Genomic DNA, 21,798 nt, shown 5'->3' on the forward strand with positions numbered 1-21,798 from the left:
TCTCTCACCACCCGTTGAAACACCAACACGGCCGATGCCGCAACGCCCTCTTCGCCATGAACCCCCGCCCCCGATTACGCGCTGAACGGTTCGACTCCATCTCGCCTCGAATAACCCGAAGTTATCGACACGTGAGAGACGAGCGTATGGCTAGGCGTCGGGCGCAATATCCCAAGCACTGTAGAGCCTCGCGAGCAGCGCATTCTGGCGATCTTGCAGTACTGTCGGCGTCCATACGTCCTCACCGAGAACCTGCGTGGTTATCACGAACGGTGACACTCCTCCGCTTTCAGAAAAATATCGCTCCTTCTTTGTTGCGAAGTCCCAATTGCTCGCCTGAATATTCTTCCGAAGCGTGAGCAGCATTAGATTGGCAAGCTTGTGAGTCCACGTCTCTCGCTCAGCTTCGTCAGGAAAATCTTTCAGCCATTGGCTGCTGGCACTGGGAGTTTGAGGCAGCACATGTTCGACGGAAACGACATCATAATTGTATGTCGCACCGCCAGAAGAGAGCTCCGCATCAAGCCGAAGAAGCAGAGGCAGGCGAACTCTCGTAATTTGATAGATGGGGCCGTCAAGGTGAACGCGAAACGCGACCTTGTCCGCCGCCGATAGCTGCATAGACTCACCGTCTGGCACTCCATTGGCCAAGTCCGTGAGGACAGCAGCGTATCTACGAATACGTTCGTTGATGTCCGCGCGCGTCACGAATAAGAAATAGGCGAGCGTCTCTAGTCGCCGCATGAATTGCGCTGCTTCTTCCGGTTCTGGCTCGGCCTCAGCGAAATACTTTAGTGCAACAGGCAACCAATCGCTGTTGTCCAGCTTGGTTATGTATCGAAGACGCTTTGCACTCTCCTCGCCATAGTGCACCGCAAAATCAAATGGAGAAACCAGCCTGGCATAGGTCGCCCCGAGCGGCTGCAAGACTTCCCTCAGGAACCTCTTGTGGTCGGAGAAGTCGGTCACAAACTTTTTAAACCCAACCTCAAGCCTCTCCCTTGGCTTGTCGCGCTGGTAAATCATCCGAATGTGCTGAAACAGCTCAACGAACCGCTCGCGTCCGAGCTGCTCTTCGATTGCTTCCCAGGCGTCCGCGTAGTCCCTTTCATCTTGTGGCGGCACGCGATCAAGCAAATCCGCTTTAAGGATGTCCGCTGGCGTAAGATCTAGTCCTCGTGCATTGAGCACGGTGAATACGCGATGTGCCATGTCGACATTTGCGACGGCGATGACGACCAAATAGCAACGCTGCAAAAGAAACGCGACTAAGCGGTCGCGCAATTCCGGCGTCATAGCTTTTGCTCGATCGCTGAAGATTTTGGCTGCTTCGACGATCCTTAGTCGGCTATCGGTCAACCCCTTCGCGCTCGGCAAAGCGCCCGTTGTGTCTTTCCTCTGGATGGTCTCGCGAAAAAATTCTTCGTCGCGTTTCCGGAGCGTGAGACGGTATCGGCTCTTTGTGCCTTTGTCTGGGTCGCCGTCCTCGCAAACATAAGAATGACGCCTTATTGCGATCTCCGGCGTTGAAAGATCTCGCAACACCGAGAACAATATTGTGAGGGTCGTAAGCCTCTGCTGTCCATCGACGACTTTGGCGTCGGGCGAGCCAGGCTGCTTGATAAGCACGATGCTGCCTAGAAAGTACGTCACTGGCTCGCGCGTATCAGTCGCATCCGTGAGCGCGGAAAGAATATCGTCGAGCAACGCTTCGACTTGCTCTTTTTCCCAAGCGTAAGGGCGTTGGTAAGTCGGAATCGCGAAAGCGAATTCATCACTGAATACGCGGCTCAGTCGCTCCTGCCCCGCCTTGATGGGCTCAAGCTCCATGGGCTCAAACTGCATTCACGCCCCCCGCAAAAAAAACGAAATGGTCACCTTCTCGACCACAGCTCCGCGATTGACCAGTTCGCGCACAAACTGCGCGTGAGCTCGGCGCACCCTGGCGTCAGCGATGGCGTATGGGTCGAGGATGTGGAGATGAATAACTCTCCTGCCGCTGAACGGCGCCAAGATCTCGTCCAAAGGCCGTGGCTCATTTGGCGATAGCCTCCATCGCCCAAAGCTCATCCGTTGTACGAGCCGCTCGCTTGGCGTCGGCACAATAGGCCTCGCAGCGTCCGACACTTGGCCAGTGACCGTTGGCGCTTCATTCGTCGTGCTCGTATTCTTCGGCCCACCGCCCGAAATCGCTTCAAATAGGGCGGCGATATCACCCGTATCTCCTTCAGGCGCCACCAGCATCTGTTGCGAAAGGGTACGCTTCTTCTCGATGAGATCGTGCAGTCGCAAATCAAAGCTCATTGGACCGAGGTCTGGATCTGGATGCTCTGCGAGCGGAAGGTAAACATGCACCGCCTTTTCCTGCCCAATCCGATAGGCGCGGTCGGTGCTCTGATCCTCGACCGCCGGGTTCCACCACCTCGATAAGTGAATCACATGATTGGCGGCCGTCAGCGTCAAGCCTACGCCTCCTGCTTTCGGCGAGAGGATCATCACGTCAAAGACGTCTCGGGTTTTCTGAAAGGCTTTGACGAGCTCCTGCCGCTTTGCACCGGGCACACCACCGTGAATGCGATGCGGCCTCTGTTGTAGCTTAAAGCGTTGCTGAACAATCGCAGCGAGACGCTCCTGCATTGCCAGACTTTCGACGAAAATGAGCACCTTTTCGCGCTTCAACGCGATCCGATCGAGCTGCTCTATCGTCCACTTCAACCGCGCGGACTCGGCCGCGTACGCAGCTAGATCACAAGGTTCAACTTCCGGGTCGACAGGATGCAACGATACGCCACGCAACGCGTGCAGGACCTGCAACATCATTCCTGGGGCCGGCTTATCGATCTTCGCCGCAAGTGCACTACGGACGATGCCGGCATAGGCGTTCGCTTGCGTCGCTGGCATTTTGAGGCGCTCTGCCTGGACGTGCTTGGCTGGCAAAGCGAACAAACCATTCGTCGAAGAGCAGGCGCGTCGCTCGTTCCAGAAGCGCCATTCGACGTTCGTTGTTCGTCACAAGGGCATCATAGACCCTTAGCTTTTCAGCGATGCTCATCTGCTCATCGACGCTCGGCAACGTAATCGAAAAGCGACGAAGTTCTCCAAGCAGAAGATTTTTCTGAGCAGCTCCCGCCGAGGCATTGACCAATCTCTCGCGACTATCAACGAGCGCGTAATAGAGAAACCTTGGGTCAACCAACTCACGAATTGGCTTCAAAACAGCCACGCTCTTTTGAAAGGTCGTGCAGGCGGTACGGTCGTCTGCCTCCGCAATCGCGATGCGACCGATGGTGCCGCTATTTGTTACGAGGACATCACCTTCGCACAAATCTGTTCGTCGGTGTGTTTCTTCAAAGTCCGATTGTGTGATTTCGCGCGCTCCCAGGTAGTTCACGCGCCCGTCTCGGATGTCCTTCGCACTGATAAAGAAAAATCCGGAGTCGTCCTGGTCACGACAATCGCCATGTTTGCCGTCTGTGATGAGGCTGCAAATCTTTCCAAGGGTCACTTGAGGACGCATTACAGGAGCAACTCAAGGTTCGACGCGATTTGCGATGCTAGTTCCACAGATTCGGCGTTCAATTCTTCCAACTCGCTGTGAATCTCTCGCATGGTTTCGTCAAAATCGAAATCCTCATCGATTTCTTGCGGAGCTACCCCAACATAGCGTCCCGGTGATAAGCTCCAGTCGTTGGCATCCAATATTTTGAAGTCGACCAGCTTGACTAGGCCATCTACGTCGCGAAGCTTTGCTTCTGGGAAGCGCAACTGTAACCAGTGTGCATGTCGCGCAAAATGGCGCACGCGGTTGAGCGCATCCGCTGCGAGTCCACGCATCTCTTCCAGCGCTTTGATAACCTGCTTTGCGTCGCGCGTGCCTTTGCCATTTGGCTCCGCGCTATCGGTCAGGCGAGAGAGCATTTTTGTGACGTGGTCGATGTCCTTGGCCAAGACGTGTCCGCGTTCTGCGTATGTCGCTATGGACTCCGCACTTACGTGGAGCGTCTTGTTGTCTCTTTTCGCCTTTGCCCAGTTCGATTCAACAGCGGTCGTCGCATCCCTGAAGTCACCTGCTTCTTTGCGCAGTTTTTTTGCTAATGACGCAATTTCAGTAAGTGCGGCGGGTTTCTTCCCGTTGCCGACTGAAGCGATGGTTTTCTCCACGCCTGCCAGTGATTTGAGGAAGTTATCCAATGGTTCGAGTGCAGCCCGGCCAGCCTCAGTCGCAGTTTGGAGGTGATTTGTCACGAGTGCGAGGAACCGGTCGCTTTGTCCCCGATAGAGCCACACGATAGCGGTCAGGTTGGCAAGTTGCTCGGGTGAAAAGTCGAAAATTCTTCGTGTAACCTTCCTGTAAACGCCGCGCGCGTCGAGCATCAATATTTTGTCGGCGTGTGCTTTAGGCCTGTCCTTATTCAAGAACCACAGTTCACAAGGCACGCTCCGCGTATAGAAGAAGTTTCCTCTAATGGAGACCATGGCATCGACGTGACCGCTCTTAATCAGGTCGCGCCGCACAGTCGCTTCTTGACCACTCGCACTCGAAGCCTGCGAGGACATGACAAATCCTGCACGACCCTTGCCGCTCAGGTATGCGTCAAAATATGAAATCCAAACGTAGTTTCCGTTGGAAACTTTGCCCTTGTTGTTCACCCCTGGCAGCCCGTAAGGCAGCCTCGGGTCGCGCCTAATTTTGTCGGCGTCAATTTCATCGACGTTGAACGGCGGATTCGCCATGACGAAATCCGCCTTGCCGACAAGCTCATGGGAGTCTTCGTAGTAACTGATCGCTTTACTGATGCGCCCCTCCAACCCGTGAACCGCGAGGTTCATTTTCGCGAGACGGATGGTCGTCGGGTTTTTCTCCATGCCATAGAAGGTGACGCTCTTGGTCGGGTCCTTCTTCAGGCTTTCAATAAAGTGCGCGCTCTGCACGAACATGCCGCCAGAGCCGCAGGCGGGGTCGAGAACCTTGCCGTGCTCCGGCTCGATGACGTTGACGATAAGTTGGACGAGCGAGACGGGGGTGAAGAACTCGCCGCCATCGTGCGCCTTCAGGTCGGCAAACTGGGTGAGGAAGTATTCGTAGATACGCCCGAATACGTCGCCATTGGCCTTTTGCAGGGCCGGGTCGTTGAAGACGCGCAAAAGGTTGCCAAGCACGTCGTTGTCCAATTCTGTATATTCGGACTTGGGTAGCGTGCCCGCGAGCGAGTCATAGTCGCCTTCAATCGACTCCATTGCGGCGATAATGGCCTTGGCGCGGTCTGCGCTATCGGGCAGCGCGGCCAGATGGTCGAACTGGGCGGTGGGTTGAAGGTAGATTGCGCCTCGACCGGAAAAATCCTCCTTGGTGAGCGCGCGTGTCTGACCTGCACGCTTGGGAAGCGCCGGCTCAATCTCCGCTCGGACCTTTAGGAAGCGGCTGTAGGCGTGACGGAGGAAAATCAGCCCCATCACGGGCAGGAAGTATTCGTTGCTCGCAAAATTGGAATTTGCGCGCAGGTTATCGGCGCTAGACCATAGTCGTTTCTCGATTTCGCCGATGTCGTCCATTCGCGAGCTCGTCCCCTAACCTTCACGACGTTGACGATCCCGCCTCTTGGTGGGCGCGCGCACTTTGCCTGCGCTCTTGGTTTGGTCGGTGAATCGCTGGACGTATCCTCGCATAAACTCGCGCAGGACTTGCGCGGCAGGGAGGTCTTGAGCCTGACACGCGCCGAGAAATTCCTCTCGGAGCGCCTTCTCAACTCGAATGCGGAGTCCTGCGTCCTTGGCCGACATTCTCCAAGTGTATCCAACGGATACACAGTGAAAAGCCGAATTCGAAGCGGCGACGATGTATGAGGCCTTCCAAGCACTCCGCTGGCCCTTCGATGTCGCCTTCAATTTATTTCATATTGTCCGTGGGTTACAGCGTGGGTACGCGGCCTCGGGCATCGGGAAGCCTTGAAAAAATAGGGCTCCGCGGAGGACTCCTTTCCGCCATCGATGGAGCGTCGTTGGGCCTCTCCACCGACGCGGATCATCGCGCCTCGCACGCGCGACAGTTGATTGTCCGCTTACCCAGCCTGACGACAGGCCGGCATGTCGCTTGATGCCCCGAAGCGGTCGCCCGATTGTGCGACTATCCGCTGGACTTCGCTTCGGAAGAGAGCGTGCATGGACCCGATGAACGAGGCCCATGTCGCACCGCAACAACGCATCTCTTTGACCTAGCGCGCGCCCCACTCCTGGCGCGCACACCCCCGCTTTGGCGGGGCTTGCGGTCGTACCGGCGACGGGCCGGTGCAGGAGTAAGAGACATGGCCAAACAAACCGCGAAGCAGCGCAAGACGCCGCCCAAATCCCCATCCAGCAAACTCGATCAAATCGTAACCGCGCTGCGCGCACGCAAAGGCGCAACGATCGGGCAACTCGTAACGCTAACCGGTTGGCAGGCGCATTCCGTGCGCGGCGCGATGTCAGGCGCACTGAAGAAGCAGCGGGGCTTCACGATAACGTCGACCAAATCCGGTAGCGAGCGCGTCTACAAAATCGAGGGCGCGCGATGAACGTTGCCGAAGAAGCTGGCATGGCGCTCGCGCATGTCTGGGAAACTATGGTGGTGTTGGCGGAGGCCGGCAACGACATGGTTGTTGATCAACAGCGCCTGGCCCCCGCCAATGGCGCTGGCGAGATCGCGAAGATCGCCGCCGATCTATCCGCTCTTTCGCGCGCAGCGGAGGTGTTGGCGAAACTGAGGGATCGGACGTGATGGCGCCCATCGACTTTGACGCGCTGACGCTTCATCAGGCGCGAGTTCTGTGGGCAAAGCATCTCAAAACTCGGCTTCCTCGCCACCGCTCGCGCGACCTTCTCGCGCGCGCCCTTTCGTATCATCTGCAGGCGCGCACAGACGGTGGCCTTACGCAAACGCTTCGGCGCAAACTCGACGATCTAGCGCCACGCTTTGTTGCGGACAAAGACTTCGCCCCTGCTCCAGCAGAACGGCCCAAACCTGGCAGCGTTCTGGTGCGCGAGTGGAACGGTGTCAGCCACGCCGTGACGGTGACCAGTACGGGCTTCCTGTACGACGGCAAACCGTTCGCCTCGCTGACTGCAGTCGCGCGCGCCATCACGGGCACGCACTGGAATGGTCCCCACTTCTTCCGCCTCAAAGACGGAGTGAGGAAGAAATGAAGACCAAACGGCAATGTGCGATCTACACACGCACCTCGACGGAAGAAGGCCTCGCTCAGGATTTCAATTCGCTGCACGCACAAGCCGAAGCGTGCACCGCTTTCATCAAGTCTCAAGCAAGCGAGGGGTGGATTACGGCGCGACGCATCTACGAGGACGGCGGATATTCCGGCGGTTCGATTGAGCGCCCAGCTCTTCGTGAGCTGCTTGATGACATCGCGGCCGGCCGCGTTGATGTGGTCGTGGTCTACAAAGTCGACCGCCTCACGCGCTCATTGGCGGATTTCGCTAAGATCGTTGAAATCATGGATGCCGAAGGCGCATCGTTTGTTTCGGTCACACAGTCATTCAACACCACGACCAGCATGGGACGGCTGACGCTGAACGTCTTGCTGTCCTTCGCGCAGTTTGAACGCGAAGTTACTGGCGAGCGCATCCGCGATAAGTTCGCAGCATCGAAGGCTAAGGGCATCTTCATGGGCGGGACGCCGCCACTAGGCTACGACATTGGTGAGCGTGCGTTGGTCGTCAATGCTGCCGAAGGGGAGACGGTTCGCTTCATCTTTCAGCGTTTTCTCGAAATTGGATCGGTGTCGTTGCTAGCGGACGATTTGCGCGATCGCGGCATAAAGTCGAAGCGGCACACGAGTCGAAAGGGCAACACACGGGGCGGCGTCACGATCTATCCCGGCGCACTGGCGCAAATACTCGACAACCCGATCTATTGCGGCGTCATCCGACATAAGGGCGTTCAACACGCTGGCCAGCATGAACGGATCATCGACCCTGAGCTTTGGGAGGCCGTCCAGGAATTGAGAAGCAAGACGCGCGGCAAAGGTCGCAGCGCTCAACTACGCTCGGGCGCGCGGCTGATAGGCAAGGTGTTCGACTCGCTCGGCAATCCGATGAGTCCGACCATCACCAAGAAGCAGTCAATACGCTATCGCTACTACATGACGCGCGAGCACGGTCTGGAAGGGCCGAAGGGTTCAATCCACCGCGTCCCGATGACCGCATTGGAAGGTGCTGTCATTGCAGAAGTCACGCCGCAGTTGGCTCCGAGTTGGCGAGGCGACGTCCACGATTCCGCGCAACGCGCCATGGAGGCGGTCCTCCGCGTTCGGATCTTTCCGACCGAGTTGCTGATCGACATCACCGCAGACGCTGTCGGTGGAGACACCGATGCAGAGCCGGTCATTCTGAAATGCGAGGTGTCCTTCGAACGGCCGCGCAATTCGACAACGCTCATCCGAAGCGGCGCGCCGGCGCCCACGAAGGTCGATCGTTCTTTGGTCCGCGCAGTTGTGATGGCTCGTGCCTGGGTGAAGCGACTAGAGGCAGGCGAGCCCCAATCCATCAAGGGATTGGCTCGCGAGGAGGGTATTTGCGTGCTTCACACGGCAAAACTCCTGCCCCTCGCTTTCCTGGCACCTGACCTGGTGGGCCGGATTCTCGAGGGCCGGCAGCCGCGAACGCTGACGCTGACCGCGTTGATTTCTGAGCCTCTCCCCCTGGGTTGGGCCGATCAACGCGCGCGGTTTGCCGCCTTTGCCTGATGCAGGCAGCGGCGAAGAGCTAACTTTTTCGATACGGCGAGAGAGACCGAGGCTCAGTGGCGCCGTATCGCGCGCTTTCTGGCCAGCAGTTCGCGTTCTCTGACCACCCGTTGCCCGGATTAGTGCCGCGAAGTCCGGCGTTTGCGGCGGCGGCGACCCGCGGCAGCGACACACAGGAAATGGGTGGTGGTCGGACAGTTCGATCGAACCTCTCACAGTGTGGATTTCACGCGCATCCATGCGCAGATGCATGGCTCAACGAGCTCGCGCTCGGCTCAAACCTGGCAGACGATCCGGTCCATCGCGGCATCGCCCCGCTTGTATCCCGGCCGCGGAGCTTGCGACGCCTCGTCGGTCAGATGCGCGGAAAACGTCTCATCGGCGCGCATCAGCTTCCAGCCAGAGCGCTCACCGCTAACGCTGCCACCGCGCACTTGCCACACGCGCATGATCGCGTTTCCGTCCTTGGAGTAGCCGGCGGCATGCACCTCAACCACGCGGCTGTAGCCATCGTAGCGAAGCTCCAAACACTTCTGCGCCCGAAGGGCTGCGCAAGCGGTCTCAAGCCACATCGCCTGACGCTACACCGACTCGCTCTGCCTGTTCAGCCGCGCCCCGAGCGAGCAGCATCCCCTGCGTACTGTGGGCTTTCGAAAGTGTTTAATGCGATCAGCGCCCGCGCGAATGCGCCTTTGCGAGCGAAGGCCAGGCAATGAACGCGTGTGCGACACCCGACATACGGGCACCGCGCGCGCACTCAATGATGCACTCAAACGCGAAGAGCTAACTTTCTCCAGACGGCGAGAGAGAGCCCGCGCAAACAGGCGCATTCTCGCGCGATTTGGACCACTAGTTCGGCCGCTCTCACCAGCTCGTCCGCGAAGAAAGCGCCAATTGTCCGAGGCTTAGGGTGAGAGAAAAATCACTGCAAAAACAGCATGTTATGGGTGGTGGACCCTAGCGGGATCGAACCGCTGACCTCCTGCATGCCATGCAGGCGCTCTCCCAGCTGAGCTAAGGGCCCATTTTCCGTCGGGACGCTTGAGCAGTCCCGAGTCATGGACGGCGCGGAACCTAGGCCACGCCTCCCACCGGTTCAAGCGGACTTAGCGTCCGCTGTCGTCGTCCTCGTTCTCGCCGGCGACGCCACCGAGCTCGTCTTCGGGAAACTCTTCTTCGTCGTCGATCAAGGGCACGGTGTCGTCATCAGCGGCGTCTTCGCCCAGATCGGCTTCTTCCTCAGAAAACCCTTCGGGCAACTCGTCTTCCGAGCTTTTCGCCGTGGCGTCCTCTTCTTCGTCGTCCGTTACGATCGGGTCCGGTTCGGCCTCAGCGTCAACTTCCGTTGCCTCCTCAGCCTCTTCTTCTTCGTCCTCATCGTCGTCGCCGGTCTTGGCCTTCTTCTTCTTGGCGTCGACTTCCTCGTCATCGTCATAGGCTGGGTCGTGCGCGGCGACGCGGGCGCGGCCACGCTTGGCGCGGACGCCTTCCTCGGCCGGATCGAAGCTGGTCGTGCACTTGGGGCACACCGCCGGGCGACGGCGAAGATCGTAGAACTTCGCCCCGCAGTTCGGGCAGACCTGCTTGTCGCCCAAATCGGTCTTGGCCAAATGCCTCTCCTATCCGCTCTACGTCGGGCGTTTCGCCCCGTACGCGGGGCGCTCGCTTGCCACCTCCCGGACCGCCTGTCAAAAGCTTTGTCCCCTCCTTCCAGCACTTGCGGGCAAAGGTTTCGTGATGCGTCTCAAGGCGCGATTCGCAGGCCCCCTGAGCGGCCGCGCACGGCCGCCGGGGGACAAATCGATCTCCCACCGCGCCCTCATCATGGGCGGGCTGGCTCATGGCCGCACCGAGATTGGCTGCCTGCTCAACGCCGCCGACGTGCAGAATACCGCCGCCGCCGTTCGCCGCTTTGGCGCGACCGTGGAGCGCGGCGATGGAGACACTTGGGTCGTCACCGGCGCCGGCGGCTTCAGCCAACCGAGCGAAACCATCGATTGCGGCAACTCGGGAACCGCCGCGCGTCTGCTGCTGGGCGCGGCCTCTGGCTACAAACTCTCCGCCCGCTTCGACGGCGACGCTTCGCTGCGCAAGCGGCCCATGAACCGGGTTATCGCCCCACTCACCCAAATGGGCGCGCGGTTCGATGCGCCAAACCAGCGCATGCCGCTGATCATGCATGGCGGGCGCCTCAAAGGGATCACTTACCGCTCGCCGGTGTCGTCGGCGCAAGTGAAGTCGGCCGTGCTGCTCGCGGGTCTCGAGGCGGACGGCGAGACCGTCCTGATCGAACCGGAACGATCGCGCGACCATACCGAGCGCATGTTGGGCGTATTCGGCGCCGCGATCGATGACGTCGAGATCGACGGCGCGCGCCACCCGCGCGTGCGGGCTGGCAAGCTCACCGGCGCCAACATCTATGTTCCGGGCGATCCCTCCTCGGCCGCTTTCCCCGCCGCAGCGGCGCTGATCGTCGCCAAATCGGAAATCCGCATCGAGGACGTGCTGGTCAATCCGCTCCGGCTCGGCTTCTACGAGACCCTGCTCGAGATGGGCGCGAAGATCACCTACGAAGAACGCCGCGATCCGATCGGCGAACCGATCGCCAATCTCATCGTCAACGCCAGTAAACTCCGCGGCGCAAACCCACCGGCCCGGCGCGCACCTGCTATGATTGACGAATTCCCAATTCTCGCCGTCGTCGCCGCGTTTGCCGAGGGCGAGACGCGTATCGTAGGCGCCGCCGAACTCCGCGTCAAAGAGAGCGACCGCATCACCATGATGGTTGACGGATTGCGTGCATGCGGCGTTGACGCTGAGGAATTGCCGGACGGGCTGGTCGTGCGCGGCCATGGGCCAAAGAGCGTGCGCGGCGGCGCGAGCATCCGTACCTTGGGCGATCACCGCGTCGCCATGTCGTTTCTGGTGCTTGGTCTGGCGTCCAAGGAGCCGGTGGTCGTCGATGACGCCGACATGATCGCCACGTCTTTCCCCGGCTTTGCCGACTTCATGCAGGGCCTAGGCGCCGACATCGCGGCGGCCTGAGATTTCACAGTAAACCGTAATTCACCACGCTCTTGCGCGCTCCCTTAACGAGCGGTGTGCATAAGCTTCACAAAACAGGTGGGGCTCATGCGAGCTTTGGGTATTCGCGCGCTTGTAGCGAGCGCGTGTGCGATAGCAGCTTTCAGTTCGACGGCGTTTGCTCAGCAAGCGCCGGAGACGCCGCAACAGCCGCCGGAATGGGTGGTGCGCGGTGAAGCGCTCGCGCGCCGCATCGACGCTGAGAATCTGCTCATCACCCCAGAGAACCGTCACTCGCGTGAAGCAGACGCGCGCCGCCTCAGCGGCGAAGCGCGTTTGCAGGTTCTTTACGATCTCGCGGCCGACGATTATGTCGCGTCCGACGTTGAAGCCTCGCGCTCGTCGATGGCCATGCTCGAATCCGAAGCCCGGGCGCAAAACAACGCCCGCTTCACGGCCATGTCGAATATCCTGCGCGCATACGGCCCGGCGCTCGATGGCGACTACGTCGCGTCGCGGCAAAACCTGGAACAAGCGCTGCGCAACGTCCAGGATCCCTTCGTGCGGGCCGCTGGCTCGCGCCTGCTGGCTTATTCTTTCACTGACCTCGGCCTCTTCGGCAACTCGCTCGAAGCCGCCCGCGCCGGGCTGGTTCACCTGCCGGATTCACCGGCGACCACGACGCTTCGTTCGGGCCTGCACGACGCAATGGCCTACAACGCCGTCCGCGTCGGCGACTACGAAACGGCGCTGCAGCACCTCGAACGCACAGTTGAACTCGACACCTCGGTCGGCCGCCCCGTCGATGGCGCCGTCATCGTCAACAACCTCGCTGGCATGTTCGCGCTTGCTGGCTCGACCGAGGAAGCGTTGCGCCTCGTCACCATCCACGAGTCGCTGGTGCAACGGACCGGCCAACCCAATCTGCAGTTCTTCGGCTATCTGATCTGCGCGCGCGTGAACTTCATTGCCCGCCACTACGAAGACGCCGTGCGCTGCTCCAATAGCGGCCGCGCCATGGCCGAGGCGCCGCCCGAATACATGCCACGCCTTCTCGTTCATCGCGTCCACGCGCTGGCCCGCCTCAACCGCGGGACGGAGGCACGCACAGCGTTGCAAGAGCTGCGCGCAATCGCCGCCGAACGTGGCGACCCGGGCCTGACCGAACGTCTAGACATTATCGAGCCGGAAGTTCTCGCCGCCGAAGGTCGCTACGAAGAAGCCTTCACCATGCTCCGCGACGCTCACGAGAGCGCCGAGACGAACTTGATGTCGCGCTTCAACAACGGCGTGCGCGAACTGCGCGCCACCATGGAAAGCGAAGTCGCCGACGCCGAGCAGCGCGCGCAATCCGAGTCGATGCGCTCCGAGCTGCAGGCCCGCACGCTTGAGAAGATGACGCTGGCAACGCTGCTTGCCGGCGCCTGCCTGATCGGCCTTGGCGCTGTCGCCGTGCTGATCTATCGCAGCCGCCGCAACATGCTGCGCGCTGTCGGCCGCGCCGAAGAGATCCTCGCCCGCCGCGGCCAACCCGTCATGGAAGCCGCCAACGATACACCGACGAAGAAGGTCGGCCCGACGCAGCGCTTGCGCACCATCCTCGACGAAATCGAGCACCGTGACGTGGAGCTGAAACGCGCGTTCGAGGAACTTGAGAAAGCACGTGTCGCCGCCGAACAAGCCAGCATCGCGAAGTCGCAATTCCTGGCCACCATGAGCCACGAACTGCGCACGCCGCTCAACGCGATTATTGGTTACGGCGAAATGCTCAAGGAGAACGCGGAAGATCGCGGCGACGAACAAGATGGCGCCGACCTGATGCGCATCCACGGCGCGGCGCATCGATTACTCGCGCTGATCAACGACGTGCTCGATCTCTCCAAGATCGAAGCCGGAGGCACGGATGTCTCGCTGGAGCCCGTCGATCTCGATGCCCTGCTCCACGAAGCCGCAGAAACAGTACGCCCGGCCGCAGCTGCCAATGGCGCAGAGATCGTCGTCGAAACGCCGGCGCCGCTTGGCGTCGTGGAGACGGACGGCTTCAAGCTCAGCCAGTGCTTGCTAAACCTCGCCTCGAACGCTGCGAAGTTCACCAGGGACGGTCAGATCAAGTTGAGCGGGCGCCGCGAAAGCGAAGCCGGCGCAGAGTGGTTGGTGTTCGACGTCATCGATACCGGCATCGGCATCTCGCCCGAAGCACTCGGACGCTTGTTCCAGCCATTCGTTCAGGCCGACGCATCCACCACGCGCGCCTACGGCGGCACCGGTCTGGGTCTCGCGATCACGCGGCGCCTCGCCCGCATGCTGGGCGGAGACGTGACAGTGGTCAGCGTTGTCGGCCAAGGCTCGACGTTCACACTGCGCGTGCCCGCGCTCGCACTCGCGGAACAAGATCAAGCGCGCAGCGCGGCTTAATCGGGTTCCGAACGCAACTCCCTGCTCGCGCGCGCGTTGTCGCGCCAAAGCATGAGGAGTTCGCCATGCGTAAAGTGTTCGCCGCCGCCGTCCTGGTCGGCGCAGTGTCTCTTGGCTCAATCGCGCTCGCGCAGGTTAAACCGCTTGGGCCAGACGGCCAATACCAGCCGAGTCTCACTACCCAGCAAACGATGACCGCCGATCCCGCCATGACCGAGCCGGTGGATGCAGCGCCACAGGACGCGCGTTCGATCGCCAGCGACCAGGAAGTCGGCGAAGCGCGCCGCGCGTACCGCGCCGCTTGCGACCGCTACGAATCCACCAGCTTCTGCGAATGCGTGACCGCAGGCGTCGCCCAGGCGCTGCATCCGTCTGAAGTGCGCATCGCCGCCCGCACCATCGGCGACCGCATTACCGCGCAAGGTGATGCCGCGATAAGCTCTGAGACCGACAGCACCGCTGGCCTCCAAAGTTCAGCAGCGCGCATCGAGCAAGTCGAAGGCCACTACGCCGACGCCTGCGCACAGTTCCGCGGCTAGCCTTCGTCGGCCACGGCCGCGGCAATATCATCCTCGCGCGTGCGCCCGCGCGCGAGGATTGATGTTGCCGCCAAATCACCGGTGACATTGCCGAGCGTGCGGAAGATGTCGGGGAACACTTCGACCGCAATCAGAATGCCCAGAACTTCCGTCGGCACGCCGAGCGCCAAACAGATTGGCGCGATGGAGGCGATGAACGACACCTGCCCGGGCAAGCCCACCGACGCGACACTCATCGCGTAGGCCACAAACACGCCGCCTGCGATCTGCAGCGGCGTCGGCTGGATCCCATAAAGATGCGCTACGAAGAACACGACCGCGAGGTTCGCCACCGGGCTAGTAAAGCGGAAAATCGCCACCGCGAGCGGCAACACAACGTCGGCCACGCTCGGCGGAATGCGCAAGCCCCGCAACGCCGCATCAAGCATCGCCGGTAGCGAAGCCAGCGAAGACTGAGTGGAGGCAGCGATAGCCCACACGGGCGTCGCAGCGGTGGTGAAGCGCCCAATCGGCTGGCCGCCCAATGTGATCGCGATGAGCCAGGCAACCACGGTGATGCCGGCCGTCACCGACGTCACGATCACCACGTATTGCGCCAGGGTGCCTGCAGCCCCGAAGCCGGTGTGCAGGCCAACGCCTAGCGCCAGGGCGAACACGCCGAGCGGTCCGGCCAACAGCACCCAGCCAACGATAACGATCATCGCTTCCGAAACGGCGCGGAAGAAACCGACGATCTGATCGCGCATTGGCGGCGCTAGCCGCGTCGTGGCGAAACCGAAGAACACGGAGAACACCACCAGCGCCAGCACGCCGTCTTCGGCGGCCGCTTTCACTGGATTATAAGGCGCAAGCCCCTGCAGCCAGCTCGCGAACGTCGGCGGCTCGACGACCCTCACCGCCTGATCGCCGACGCCGGCGATAAAGGCCGCCGCTGCCTCGCGATCGACGGGCCAAGCTGCGAGGAAGCTGTTGGTCGCGATGACCGAATACGTGGCGGCGAAGAAGATCAGCACCGTGAAGAGGAGGATTGCCCGCAGCACCAGACCGCCGGTCTTCCCAGCGTCCGCGACTGAGGCGATTCCCGTGATCAACAGCGATACCACAAGCGGGATCACCGTCATCCGGAGTGTGTTAAGCCAAAGCCCGCCAAACGCCTCGACGCCCTCGCCGACCGCCGTCAGCTGCGGCGCCTCTGCGCGAATGAGAGCGCCCGCGGCCAATCCAGCGATCAGCCCCGCGAACACGAGCAAGCTCAAACTAAGTTTCAAACGCGCGCCCCAATTAACTCAGAGCGCGTGTAACGCACCTGCGAACAGCGCGCCAGCGTCAGGCGAGTTCGCGGGCGCGATCAGGCGCCGAAGCGGGCGCTGCAGCCGGCGCGCGCTCGAACTTCAGCACGCCATCCTCGAGCGGGCCGAACCGCAGGTCGAAGATGTCGTGCATATAGCTCTGGTTCTGCTTCCAGGGCGCGGAACTGGTCTGCTTCGGCATCAGATGCTCGGCGCGCCTAAAGTAGCCGGACGAGAAATCAGCGAACGGCAACGCCTCTTCCGGCGGCGCTTCCATCACGGGCGTGGCCGACGCCAGATCGTAATCATCGAGATATTTGATCAGGCGGCAGGTGTATTCGCAGATCAGATCCGCCCGCAGCGTCCACGAAGCGTTGGTGTAGCCAAACACGAACGTCATGTTCGGCACGTTGGAGAGCATCGAGCCTTTGTAGGCGTAGCACTTGCCGGTATCGATCTTGGCGCCATCGACACTGATCTCCGCCCCGCCGAGCATGCGCAGATTGAGCCCGGTCGCGGAGATGATGATGTCGGCCTCCAGCTCCTGGCCGGAGGCGAGCTTGATGCCCTTCTCGGTGAACGTCTCGATCGTGTCGGTGACGATAGACGCTTTGCCATCGCGGATCGCCGTGAACATATCGTTGTCCGGCACCAGGCAGAGGCGCTGCTCCCACGGATTATAGCTGGGCGTGAAATGCGTCTCCATGTCGTAGTCAGGGCCGAGCTGTTCGCGGATGAGCGCTAGCAAACGCTCCTTCGTCTTGCCCGGCCGCGAGCGCGCCAAGCGGAAGAAAAATTGCTGGAACAGAATTTTCCGCATCCGCGTCAGATCGTAGGCAAAGTGCTTCGGCAGATTGCGCCGGCCCCAATTCGCCAGCTTATCCTCTGACGGCAGCGAGACCATGTAAGTCGGCGAACGCTGCAACATGGTCACGTGCGCGGCTTTGTCCGTCATCGCCGGCACCAATGTCACCGCCGTCGCGCCTGAGCCGATCACGACAACGCGCTTGCCGCTGTACTCCAAATCTTCCGGCCAGTGCTGCGGATGGATCAGCGTTCCCTTGAACTGCTCCGCGCCCGGAAACTCCGGCTGATAGCCCTGTTCGTAATTGTAATAGCCCGCCGCCATCAGCACGAACTTGGCTTTGAAGCGCTTCACCACGCCGTCTTGCTCGGCCTCCACGGTCCAGCGCGCCTCGCGCGAATCCCACGATGAGCGCACCACACGATGCTTAAAACGGATGTGTTCGCGGATGCCGTATTCGTCCGCCGTCTCATTGACGTATTTCCAGATCGACGGCCCGTCCGCGATCGCCTTCTCTTCGGCCCACGGCTTGAACGCGTAGCCCAAGGTGAACATGTCGCTGTCGGAGCGGATGCCGGGATAGCGGAAAAGGTCCCAAGTGCCGCCGATGGCGTCGCGGTTTTCCAGGATGACGTAGCTATGATCCGGTAGATCACGCTGTAGATAATACCCCGCGCCGATGCCGGAAATCCCAGCGCCTACGATTAGGACGTCGAACTCATCAATGCTCATGCCTTGAATCCGCGCGTTAGCGGCGCGCGTGTCAAGCCGACGCAAGGGAACATGACTGCAAACGCATGGCCTGCTAGAGCCGCCCCATGATCATCGCCATCGATGGACCCACTGCGTCGGGCAAGGGCACGGTCGCTGCCGGCGTCGCCCGGCACTACGGGCTGAAGCGCCTAGACACCGGCGCGCTCTACCGCGCCGTGGGCCTCGCCGTGATCGATGTGGGCGGCAATCCATCGGACGAAGCTGCCGCCGTCGCCGCCGCCAAAGCGCTGGATCTCACAGCCATCGACGAGACCCGCATCCGGTCGAGCGCCGCTGGTCTTGCCGCCTCCAAGGTCGCCAGCCAGCCAGCCGTCCGCGCCGCACTCCTCGCGGCCCAGCGCGCCTTCGCCGCCGACCCGGCGGGCGCGGTGCTCGATGGCCGCGACATTGGCACCGTCATCTGCCCGGACGCGGACGTGAAGCTCTTTGTCACGGCTGACCTTCCCGTCCGTACCGAGCGCCGGCTGAACGAACTCCGCTCTCGCGGCGAGCAGATCAGCTTTGAAGAATTGCAGGCCCAGATCGCCGAGCGCGACCGCCGCGACACCAGCCGCGCCGATGCGCCGCTCCGCCAGGCCGAGGGGGCGCACTTGCTGGACACGACCCATCTTTCTATAGAGGGCGCGGTTGAGGCCGCTTGTCGGCTCATCGACGCGGCGCTGGCGCGTCCCGGGGCTTGAGGGCCTGCGGGGCGTTTCTCATATGCCGTGCCTCAGCCAAGCTAGTTCGGACGGCCCCATGGTGGGGCCGAGACCGCCGGAGCCAACCGGTCGGCCCGTTTTGAACGTTGGAGTTGAAGTAAAGTATGTCTGTCCAAACAATGACCCCCACGCGCGACGATTTCGCGGCTCTTCTGGATGAAAGCCTTGGAACACGCGGCATGGTGGAAGGCCGGGTCATCCCGGCGACCGTCGTGGCGATCGAAAACGATTTCGTCGTCGTCGACATTGGCCTCAAGACCGAAGGCCGCATCCCAGTCCGTGAATTCCTGATCGATGACGGCGCCGGCGCTCCGAAAGTGGGCGACATCGTCGAAGTCTATCTTGAGCGCATCGAGAACGCGCTGGGCGACGCTGTCGTCAGCCGTGAGAAGGCGCGTCGCGAAGAAGCGTGGACCCGTCTCGAAAAATCGTTCGCCGCGCAAGAAGCGGTCAACGGCGCGCTCGTCGGTCGCGTCAAGGGCGGCTTCACTGTCGACCTCGGCGGCGCCAATGCGTTCTTGCCTGGCTCGCAAGTTGATATCCGCCCCGTGCGCGACGTCGGCCCGCTGATGAACATCGTGCAGCCGTTCGCGATCCTAAAAATGGACCGTCAGCGCGGCAACATCGTCGTCTCGCGTCGCGCCGTGCTCGAAGAGAGCCGCGCTTCGGAACGCGCCGAAATCGTCGGCCAGCTGAAGGAAGGCGAAGTCCGCGAAGGCATCGTCAAGAACATCACCGATTACGGTGCGTTCGTTGATCTCGGCGGCATCGACGGCCTGCTGCACGTCACCGATATGAGCTGGAAGCGCGTCTCCCACCCAAGCCAAGTGCTCAATGTGGGCGACACCGTCAAAGTCCAGATCGTCAAGATCAACCCGGAAACCCAGCGCATCAGCCTCGGCATGAAGCAGCTGCTCACCGATCCGTGGGATGGCGTTGATGCGAAGTATCCGGCGGGTGGCAAGTTCACCGGCCGCGTCACCAACATCACCGACTACGGCGCTTTCGTTGAACTCGAGCCGGGCGTTGAAGGCCTGGTGCATGTCAGCGAAATGAGCTGGACCAAGAAGAACCTGCACCCGTCGAAGATCCTAAGCACCAGCCAGGAAGTCGACGTGCAAGTGCTCGACGTGGACGGCGAAAAACGTCGTATCTCACTCGGCATCAAGCAAGTGCAGAACAATCCGTGGGACGCGTTCGTCGCCGACCACCCGGTTGGCTCCGTCATCGAAGGCGAGATCAAGAACATCACCGAGTTCGGTCTGTTCGTTGGCCTCACCCCGGAACTCGACGGCATGGTTCACCTCTCCGACATCGCTTGGGACGTGCAGGGCGAAGAAGCCCTTGCTCGCTTCAACAAAGGCGACGTCGTGAAGGCCAAGTTGCTCGACGTTGACATCGAGAAGGAGCGCATCTCGCTCGGCATGAAGCAGGTCGACAACGACCCGATGGCGGATGCCGACTACAAGCGCGGCCAGATCATCACGGTCGAAATCGTCGACGTCGCCACTGGCGGCATCGAAGTCGCATTCGGCGAAGGCAACGCATTGCGCAGCTTCATCCGCAAGTCGGATCTGTCGCGCGATCGCCAAGAGCAACGTGCGGACCGCTTCTCCAAGGGCGACCGCATCGATGCGATGGTGACCGGCTTCGACAAGTCCAGCCGCAAGGTGGCGCTCTCGATCAAGGCCATGGAATTGGCCGATGAGAAGGAAGCGATTGCCCAGTTCGGTTCGTCGGACTCGGGCGCCTCTCTCGGCGACATTCTGGGCGCGGCCTTGAAGGACAAGAAGTAAAGCCTAAACCGCTACCACAGCGGAAAAGGCGAAGGCCCGGCGCGGAAACCCCGCGCCGGGCCTTTTCTTTGTGCGAATTCAACCAGCTGGCCAGTTGACGAGCGCCCCGCCGGGGCTTCTAGTCGGGCCTTGGGGATGACGGGGAGCACCGAATGCTTCGATCCGAGCTGGTAGCCAAACTGCAGGAAGAAATGGCGCCGCTGAAAGCGGCCGAGATCGAGCACGCTGTTGACGTCGTGCTCGACGAGATTTCCGTAGCGTTGGCCCAAGGCGGGCGCGTTGAGCTGCGTGGATTTGGCGCATTCTCGGTGCGGAAACGCGAAGCCCGCACCGGCCGCAATCCGCGCACGGGCGCGGCGGTAAAAGTGTCGGCGAAGAAAGTGCCTTTCTTCAAGCCTGGCAAAGAGTTGCGTCTCAAGGTCAATGGCGGCGAGGAGCCGTGACGCGAAAATAGGCGCCTGACTTCAGATCAAAATGAACAGCACACGCAACGTTGGCGCCGGTGCGCGCGCGTGTTCAACATCCGGCGTCTTCACTCACTCGGAGCTTCCATGCGTATCTTATCGACACTTGTGCTTGCGTTGTTGGTTCAGGTGTCCGGCGCTGCCGCGCAAACACTTGACGATCCTCGTCTGCAGCCCATGTCGGCGCACTACGTGCGCCTCTCGCAAGCATATTCTGAGGGCGATGCGGCAATGATCCTCGCGTATCGCACACCGGACTTCTTCGTCGAAACTCCGGGGGGCGGACGCATCGAGGCCGACGTCGCCTCGCAAATCCTGGTCGACTTCCTCGCCAACAGCCGCCCGCCCATCGAGCAACGCACTGACGTTTTGTGCGCGGGCATGGCAGGCGAGAGCGAAGCGCTTTTCACGGTTGTCCAACACACGACGCGCACCACCGATCTCAGTGGCTCTGACCACCGTCTTGAGAGCGCGATCACACAGACGGAAACCTGGCGTCTAACCGCTGACGGCTGGCGCCTTGCGTCCGTGTCCAACATGCACGACACGCGCCGCTGGGTTGATGGCGCCGAGATCGATCCATCGCAGCCGTACGATCCACGCGCGCGGCGCGCTTTCACTTACACCCCCGGCGTACCTGAAACCTGCGCCGTGCAAGCGCCGGCAGAGCCGGGACCGGGTCTGGAATAAAATCAAACAAAGCGTTTCGCTTCGAAGGCGCGGTCGGCAACGGCCGCGCCTTCCTTGTTCCGCCTTGCGCCAAGCACTGAAATCGTGTCGCTTGCGGCGCAAGAAATCGCGAGGGTCGCCGATGTCGATGCTGAAAGAATTCCGTGAGTTCGCCCTCAAAGGCAGCGTGGTCGATCTCGCCGTCGGCGTCATCATCGGCGCGGCGTTCGGCACCATCGTCTCGTCACTTGTGGACGACGTCATCATGCCGCTCGTCGGCGCAGTGACGGGCGGTCTCGACTTCTCAAATTATTTCTTGCCGCTCTCCGGCGCGGTGACGGCGACAACGCTCGCGGAGGCGCGCGAGCAAGGCGCGGTCTTCGCTTACGGCAAATTTCTTACTGCGGTGCTGAAATTCATCATCATCGCCTGGGTGCTGTTTTTCGTGATCAAGGCGATGAACACGATGAAGCGCAAGGAAGAAGCCAAGCCCGCGCCCGTCGCCGAAACGCCAGCCGACGTAAAGCTGCTCACCGAAATTCGCGACCTGCTAAAGAAGTAATAGAGAGCGCCCCTCCCTACATGCG

The 21,798-nt window shown here is 61.1% G+C and carries 20 protein-coding genes and 1 tRNA gene; 12 read left to right on the plus strand and 9 right to left on the minus strand.

What is annotated here, in order from left to right; all coding sequences use genetic code 11:
- Window positions 1-150 precede the first annotated feature (150 nt).
- The 4 genes from DSM104635_RS17225 to DSM104635_RS17240 are packed head-to-tail and all read right to left on the minus strand — an operon-like array spanning window position 151 to window position 5,553.
- Window positions 151-1,845: a DUF262 domain-containing protein gene (locus tag DSM104635_RS17225; protein ID WP_158767404.1), complete on the minus strand. Its 1,695-nt coding sequence runs from the start codon at window positions 1,843-1,845 to the stop codon at window positions 151-153.
- Window positions 1,846-2,901: a DEAD/DEAH box helicase gene (locus DSM104635_RS17230; protein ID WP_158767405.1), complete on the minus strand. Its 1,056-nt coding sequence runs from the start codon at window positions 2,899-2,901 to the stop codon at window positions 1,846-1,848.
- On the minus strand, window positions 2,858-3,505 hold the full coding sequence (locus DSM104635_RS17235) for a restriction endonuclease subunit S (RefSeq protein ID WP_158767406.1): 648 nt from the start codon (window positions 3,503-3,505) through the stop codon (window positions 2,858-2,860). Before DSM104635_RS17235 ends, DSM104635_RS17230 begins: the two co-directional genes overlap by 44 nt.
- A gap of 11 nt (window positions 3,506-3,516) precedes the next feature.
- Window positions 3,517-5,553: a class I SAM-dependent DNA methyltransferase gene (locus tag DSM104635_RS17240; protein WP_158767407.1), complete on the minus strand. Its 2,037-nt coding sequence runs from the start codon at window positions 5,551-5,553 to the stop codon at window positions 3,517-3,519.
- Between the two features lie 749 nt (window positions 5,554-6,302).
- On the opposite strand from DSM104635_RS17240, the gene DSM104635_RS17245 reads away from it, so the two are divergent.
- From DSM104635_RS17245 to DSM104635_RS17260, 4 genes are read left to right on the plus strand one after another with little or no spacing between them, the layout of a single operon-like run.
- Complete coding sequence (locus DSM104635_RS17245) at window positions 6,303-6,551, plus strand: DUF3489 domain-containing protein (RefSeq protein ID WP_158767408.1); 249 nt, start codon at window positions 6,303-6,305, stop codon at window positions 6,549-6,551.
- Complete coding sequence (locus DSM104635_RS17250) at window positions 6,548-6,754, plus strand: hypothetical protein (protein ID WP_158767409.1); 207 nt, start codon at window positions 6,548-6,550, stop codon at window positions 6,752-6,754. The genes DSM104635_RS17245 and DSM104635_RS17250 overlap by 4 nt, the downstream gene beginning before the upstream one ends.
- Window positions 6,754-7,179 carry a DUF2924 domain-containing protein gene (locus DSM104635_RS17255; RefSeq protein WP_158767410.1) on the plus strand — a complete coding sequence of 142 codons (426 nt, stop codon included), beginning with the start codon at window positions 6,754-6,756 and terminating at the stop codon, window positions 7,177-7,179. The genes DSM104635_RS17250 and DSM104635_RS17255 overlap by 1 nt, the downstream gene beginning before the upstream one ends.
- A complete protein-coding gene (locus tag DSM104635_RS17260) occupies window positions 7,176-8,735 on the plus strand; it encodes a recombinase family protein (protein ID WP_158767411.1) in 1,560 nt (519 codons plus the stop codon). Before DSM104635_RS17255 ends, DSM104635_RS17260 begins: the two co-directional genes overlap by 4 nt.
- Window positions 8,736-9,010: 275 nt before the next feature.
- Here the strand turns inward: DSM104635_RS17260 and DSM104635_RS17265 are convergent, their stop codons facing one another.
- The 3 genes from DSM104635_RS17265 to DSM104635_RS17275 form a co-directional block, all read right to left on the minus strand.
- Window positions 9,011-9,262, minus strand: a complete 252-nt coding sequence (locus DSM104635_RS17265) for a hypothetical protein (RefSeq protein ID WP_228445742.1) — start codon at window positions 9,260-9,262, stop codon at window positions 9,011-9,013.
- A 421-nt stretch (window positions 9,263-9,683) separates the two neighbouring features.
- Window positions 9,684-9,759: transfer RNA gene (locus DSM104635_RS17270), tRNA-Ala, on the minus strand.
- Between the two features lie 82 nt (window positions 9,760-9,841).
- Window positions 9,842-10,345 carry a TIGR02300 family protein gene (locus tag DSM104635_RS17275; RefSeq protein WP_158767413.1) on the minus strand — a complete coding sequence of 168 codons (504 nt, stop codon included), beginning with the start codon at window positions 10,343-10,345 and terminating at the stop codon, window positions 9,842-9,844.
- A 127-nt stretch (window positions 10,346-10,472) separates the two neighbouring features.
- On the opposite strand from DSM104635_RS17275, the gene aroA reads away from it, so the two are divergent.
- The 3 genes from aroA to DSM104635_RS17290 all read left to right on the plus strand — a co-directional run bounded on the left by aroA (window position 10,473) and on the right by DSM104635_RS17290 (window position 14,713).
- The gene (aroA, locus tag DSM104635_RS17280; protein ID WP_158767414.1) at window positions 10,473-11,780 is read left to right on the plus strand and encodes a 3-phosphoshikimate 1-carboxyvinyltransferase; all 1,308 of its coding nucleotides are present in this window, start codon (window positions 10,473-10,475) and stop codon (window positions 11,778-11,780) included.
- Window positions 11,781-11,867: 87 nt separating this feature from the next.
- Entirely contained in the window at window positions 11,868-14,174 is a 2,307-nt protein-coding gene (locus DSM104635_RS17285) for an ATP-binding protein (RefSeq protein ID WP_158767415.1), read from the plus strand.
- A 65-nt stretch (window positions 14,175-14,239) separates the two neighbouring features.
- Window positions 14,240-14,713: a hypothetical protein gene (locus DSM104635_RS17290; protein WP_158767416.1), complete on the plus strand. Its 474-nt coding sequence runs from the start codon at window positions 14,240-14,242 to the stop codon at window positions 14,711-14,713.
- Here DSM104635_RS17290 and DSM104635_RS17295 read toward each other — a convergent pair.
- Both DSM104635_RS17295 and DSM104635_RS17300 read right to left on the minus strand, forming a co-directional pair.
- A complete protein-coding gene (locus DSM104635_RS17295) occupies window positions 14,710-15,969 on the minus strand; it encodes a dicarboxylate/amino acid:cation symporter (protein ID WP_228445743.1) in 1,260 nt (419 codons plus the stop codon). The two genes, DSM104635_RS17290 and DSM104635_RS17295, sit on opposite strands and share 4 nt — an antisense overlap.
- 70 nt (window positions 15,970-16,039) lie before the next feature.
- Window positions 16,040-17,539: a flavin-containing monooxygenase gene (locus tag DSM104635_RS17300; RefSeq protein ID WP_158767418.1), complete on the minus strand. Its 1,500-nt coding sequence runs from the start codon at window positions 17,537-17,539 to the stop codon at window positions 16,040-16,042.
- Window positions 17,540-17,625: 86 nt separating this feature from the next.
- Here DSM104635_RS17300 and cmk point away from each other — a divergent pair, with 86 nt between their 5' ends.
- The 5 genes from cmk to mscL all read left to right on the plus strand — a co-directional run bounded on the left by cmk (window position 17,626) and on the right by mscL (window position 21,773).
- On the plus strand, window positions 17,626-18,261 hold the full coding sequence (gene cmk / locus DSM104635_RS17305; RefSeq protein ID WP_158767419.1) for a (d)CMP kinase: 636 nt from the start codon (window positions 17,626-17,628) through the stop codon (window positions 18,259-18,261).
- 125 nt (window positions 18,262-18,386) lie between these two features.
- Window positions 18,387-20,078, plus strand: a complete 1,692-nt coding sequence (gene rpsA, locus DSM104635_RS17310) for a 30S ribosomal protein S1 (protein ID WP_158767420.1) — start codon at window positions 18,387-18,389, stop codon at window positions 20,076-20,078.
- A gap of 152 nt (window positions 20,079-20,230) precedes the next feature.
- The gene (locus DSM104635_RS17315) at window positions 20,231-20,521 is read left to right on the plus strand and encodes an integration host factor subunit beta (protein ID WP_158767421.1); all 291 of its coding nucleotides are present in this window, start codon (window positions 20,231-20,233) and stop codon (window positions 20,519-20,521) included.
- A gap of 108 nt (window positions 20,522-20,629) precedes the next feature.
- Entirely contained in the window at window positions 20,630-21,232 is a 603-nt protein-coding gene (locus DSM104635_RS17320) for a hypothetical protein (RefSeq protein WP_158767422.1), read from the plus strand.
- A 121-nt stretch (window positions 21,233-21,353) separates the two neighbouring features.
- Window positions 21,354-21,773 (plus strand): large conductance mechanosensitive channel protein MscL, encoded by a 420-nt coding sequence (mscL, locus tag DSM104635_RS17325; RefSeq protein ID WP_228445744.1) that lies wholly within the window; start codon window positions 21,354-21,356, stop codon window positions 21,771-21,773.
- Window positions 21,774-21,798 lie beyond the last annotated feature (25 nt).

The sequence above is a fragment of the Terricaulis silvestris genome, assembly GCF_009792355.1.
Lineage (GTDB): Bacteria > Pseudomonadota > Alphaproteobacteria > Caulobacterales > Aquidulcibacteraceae > Vitreimonas > Vitreimonas silvestris.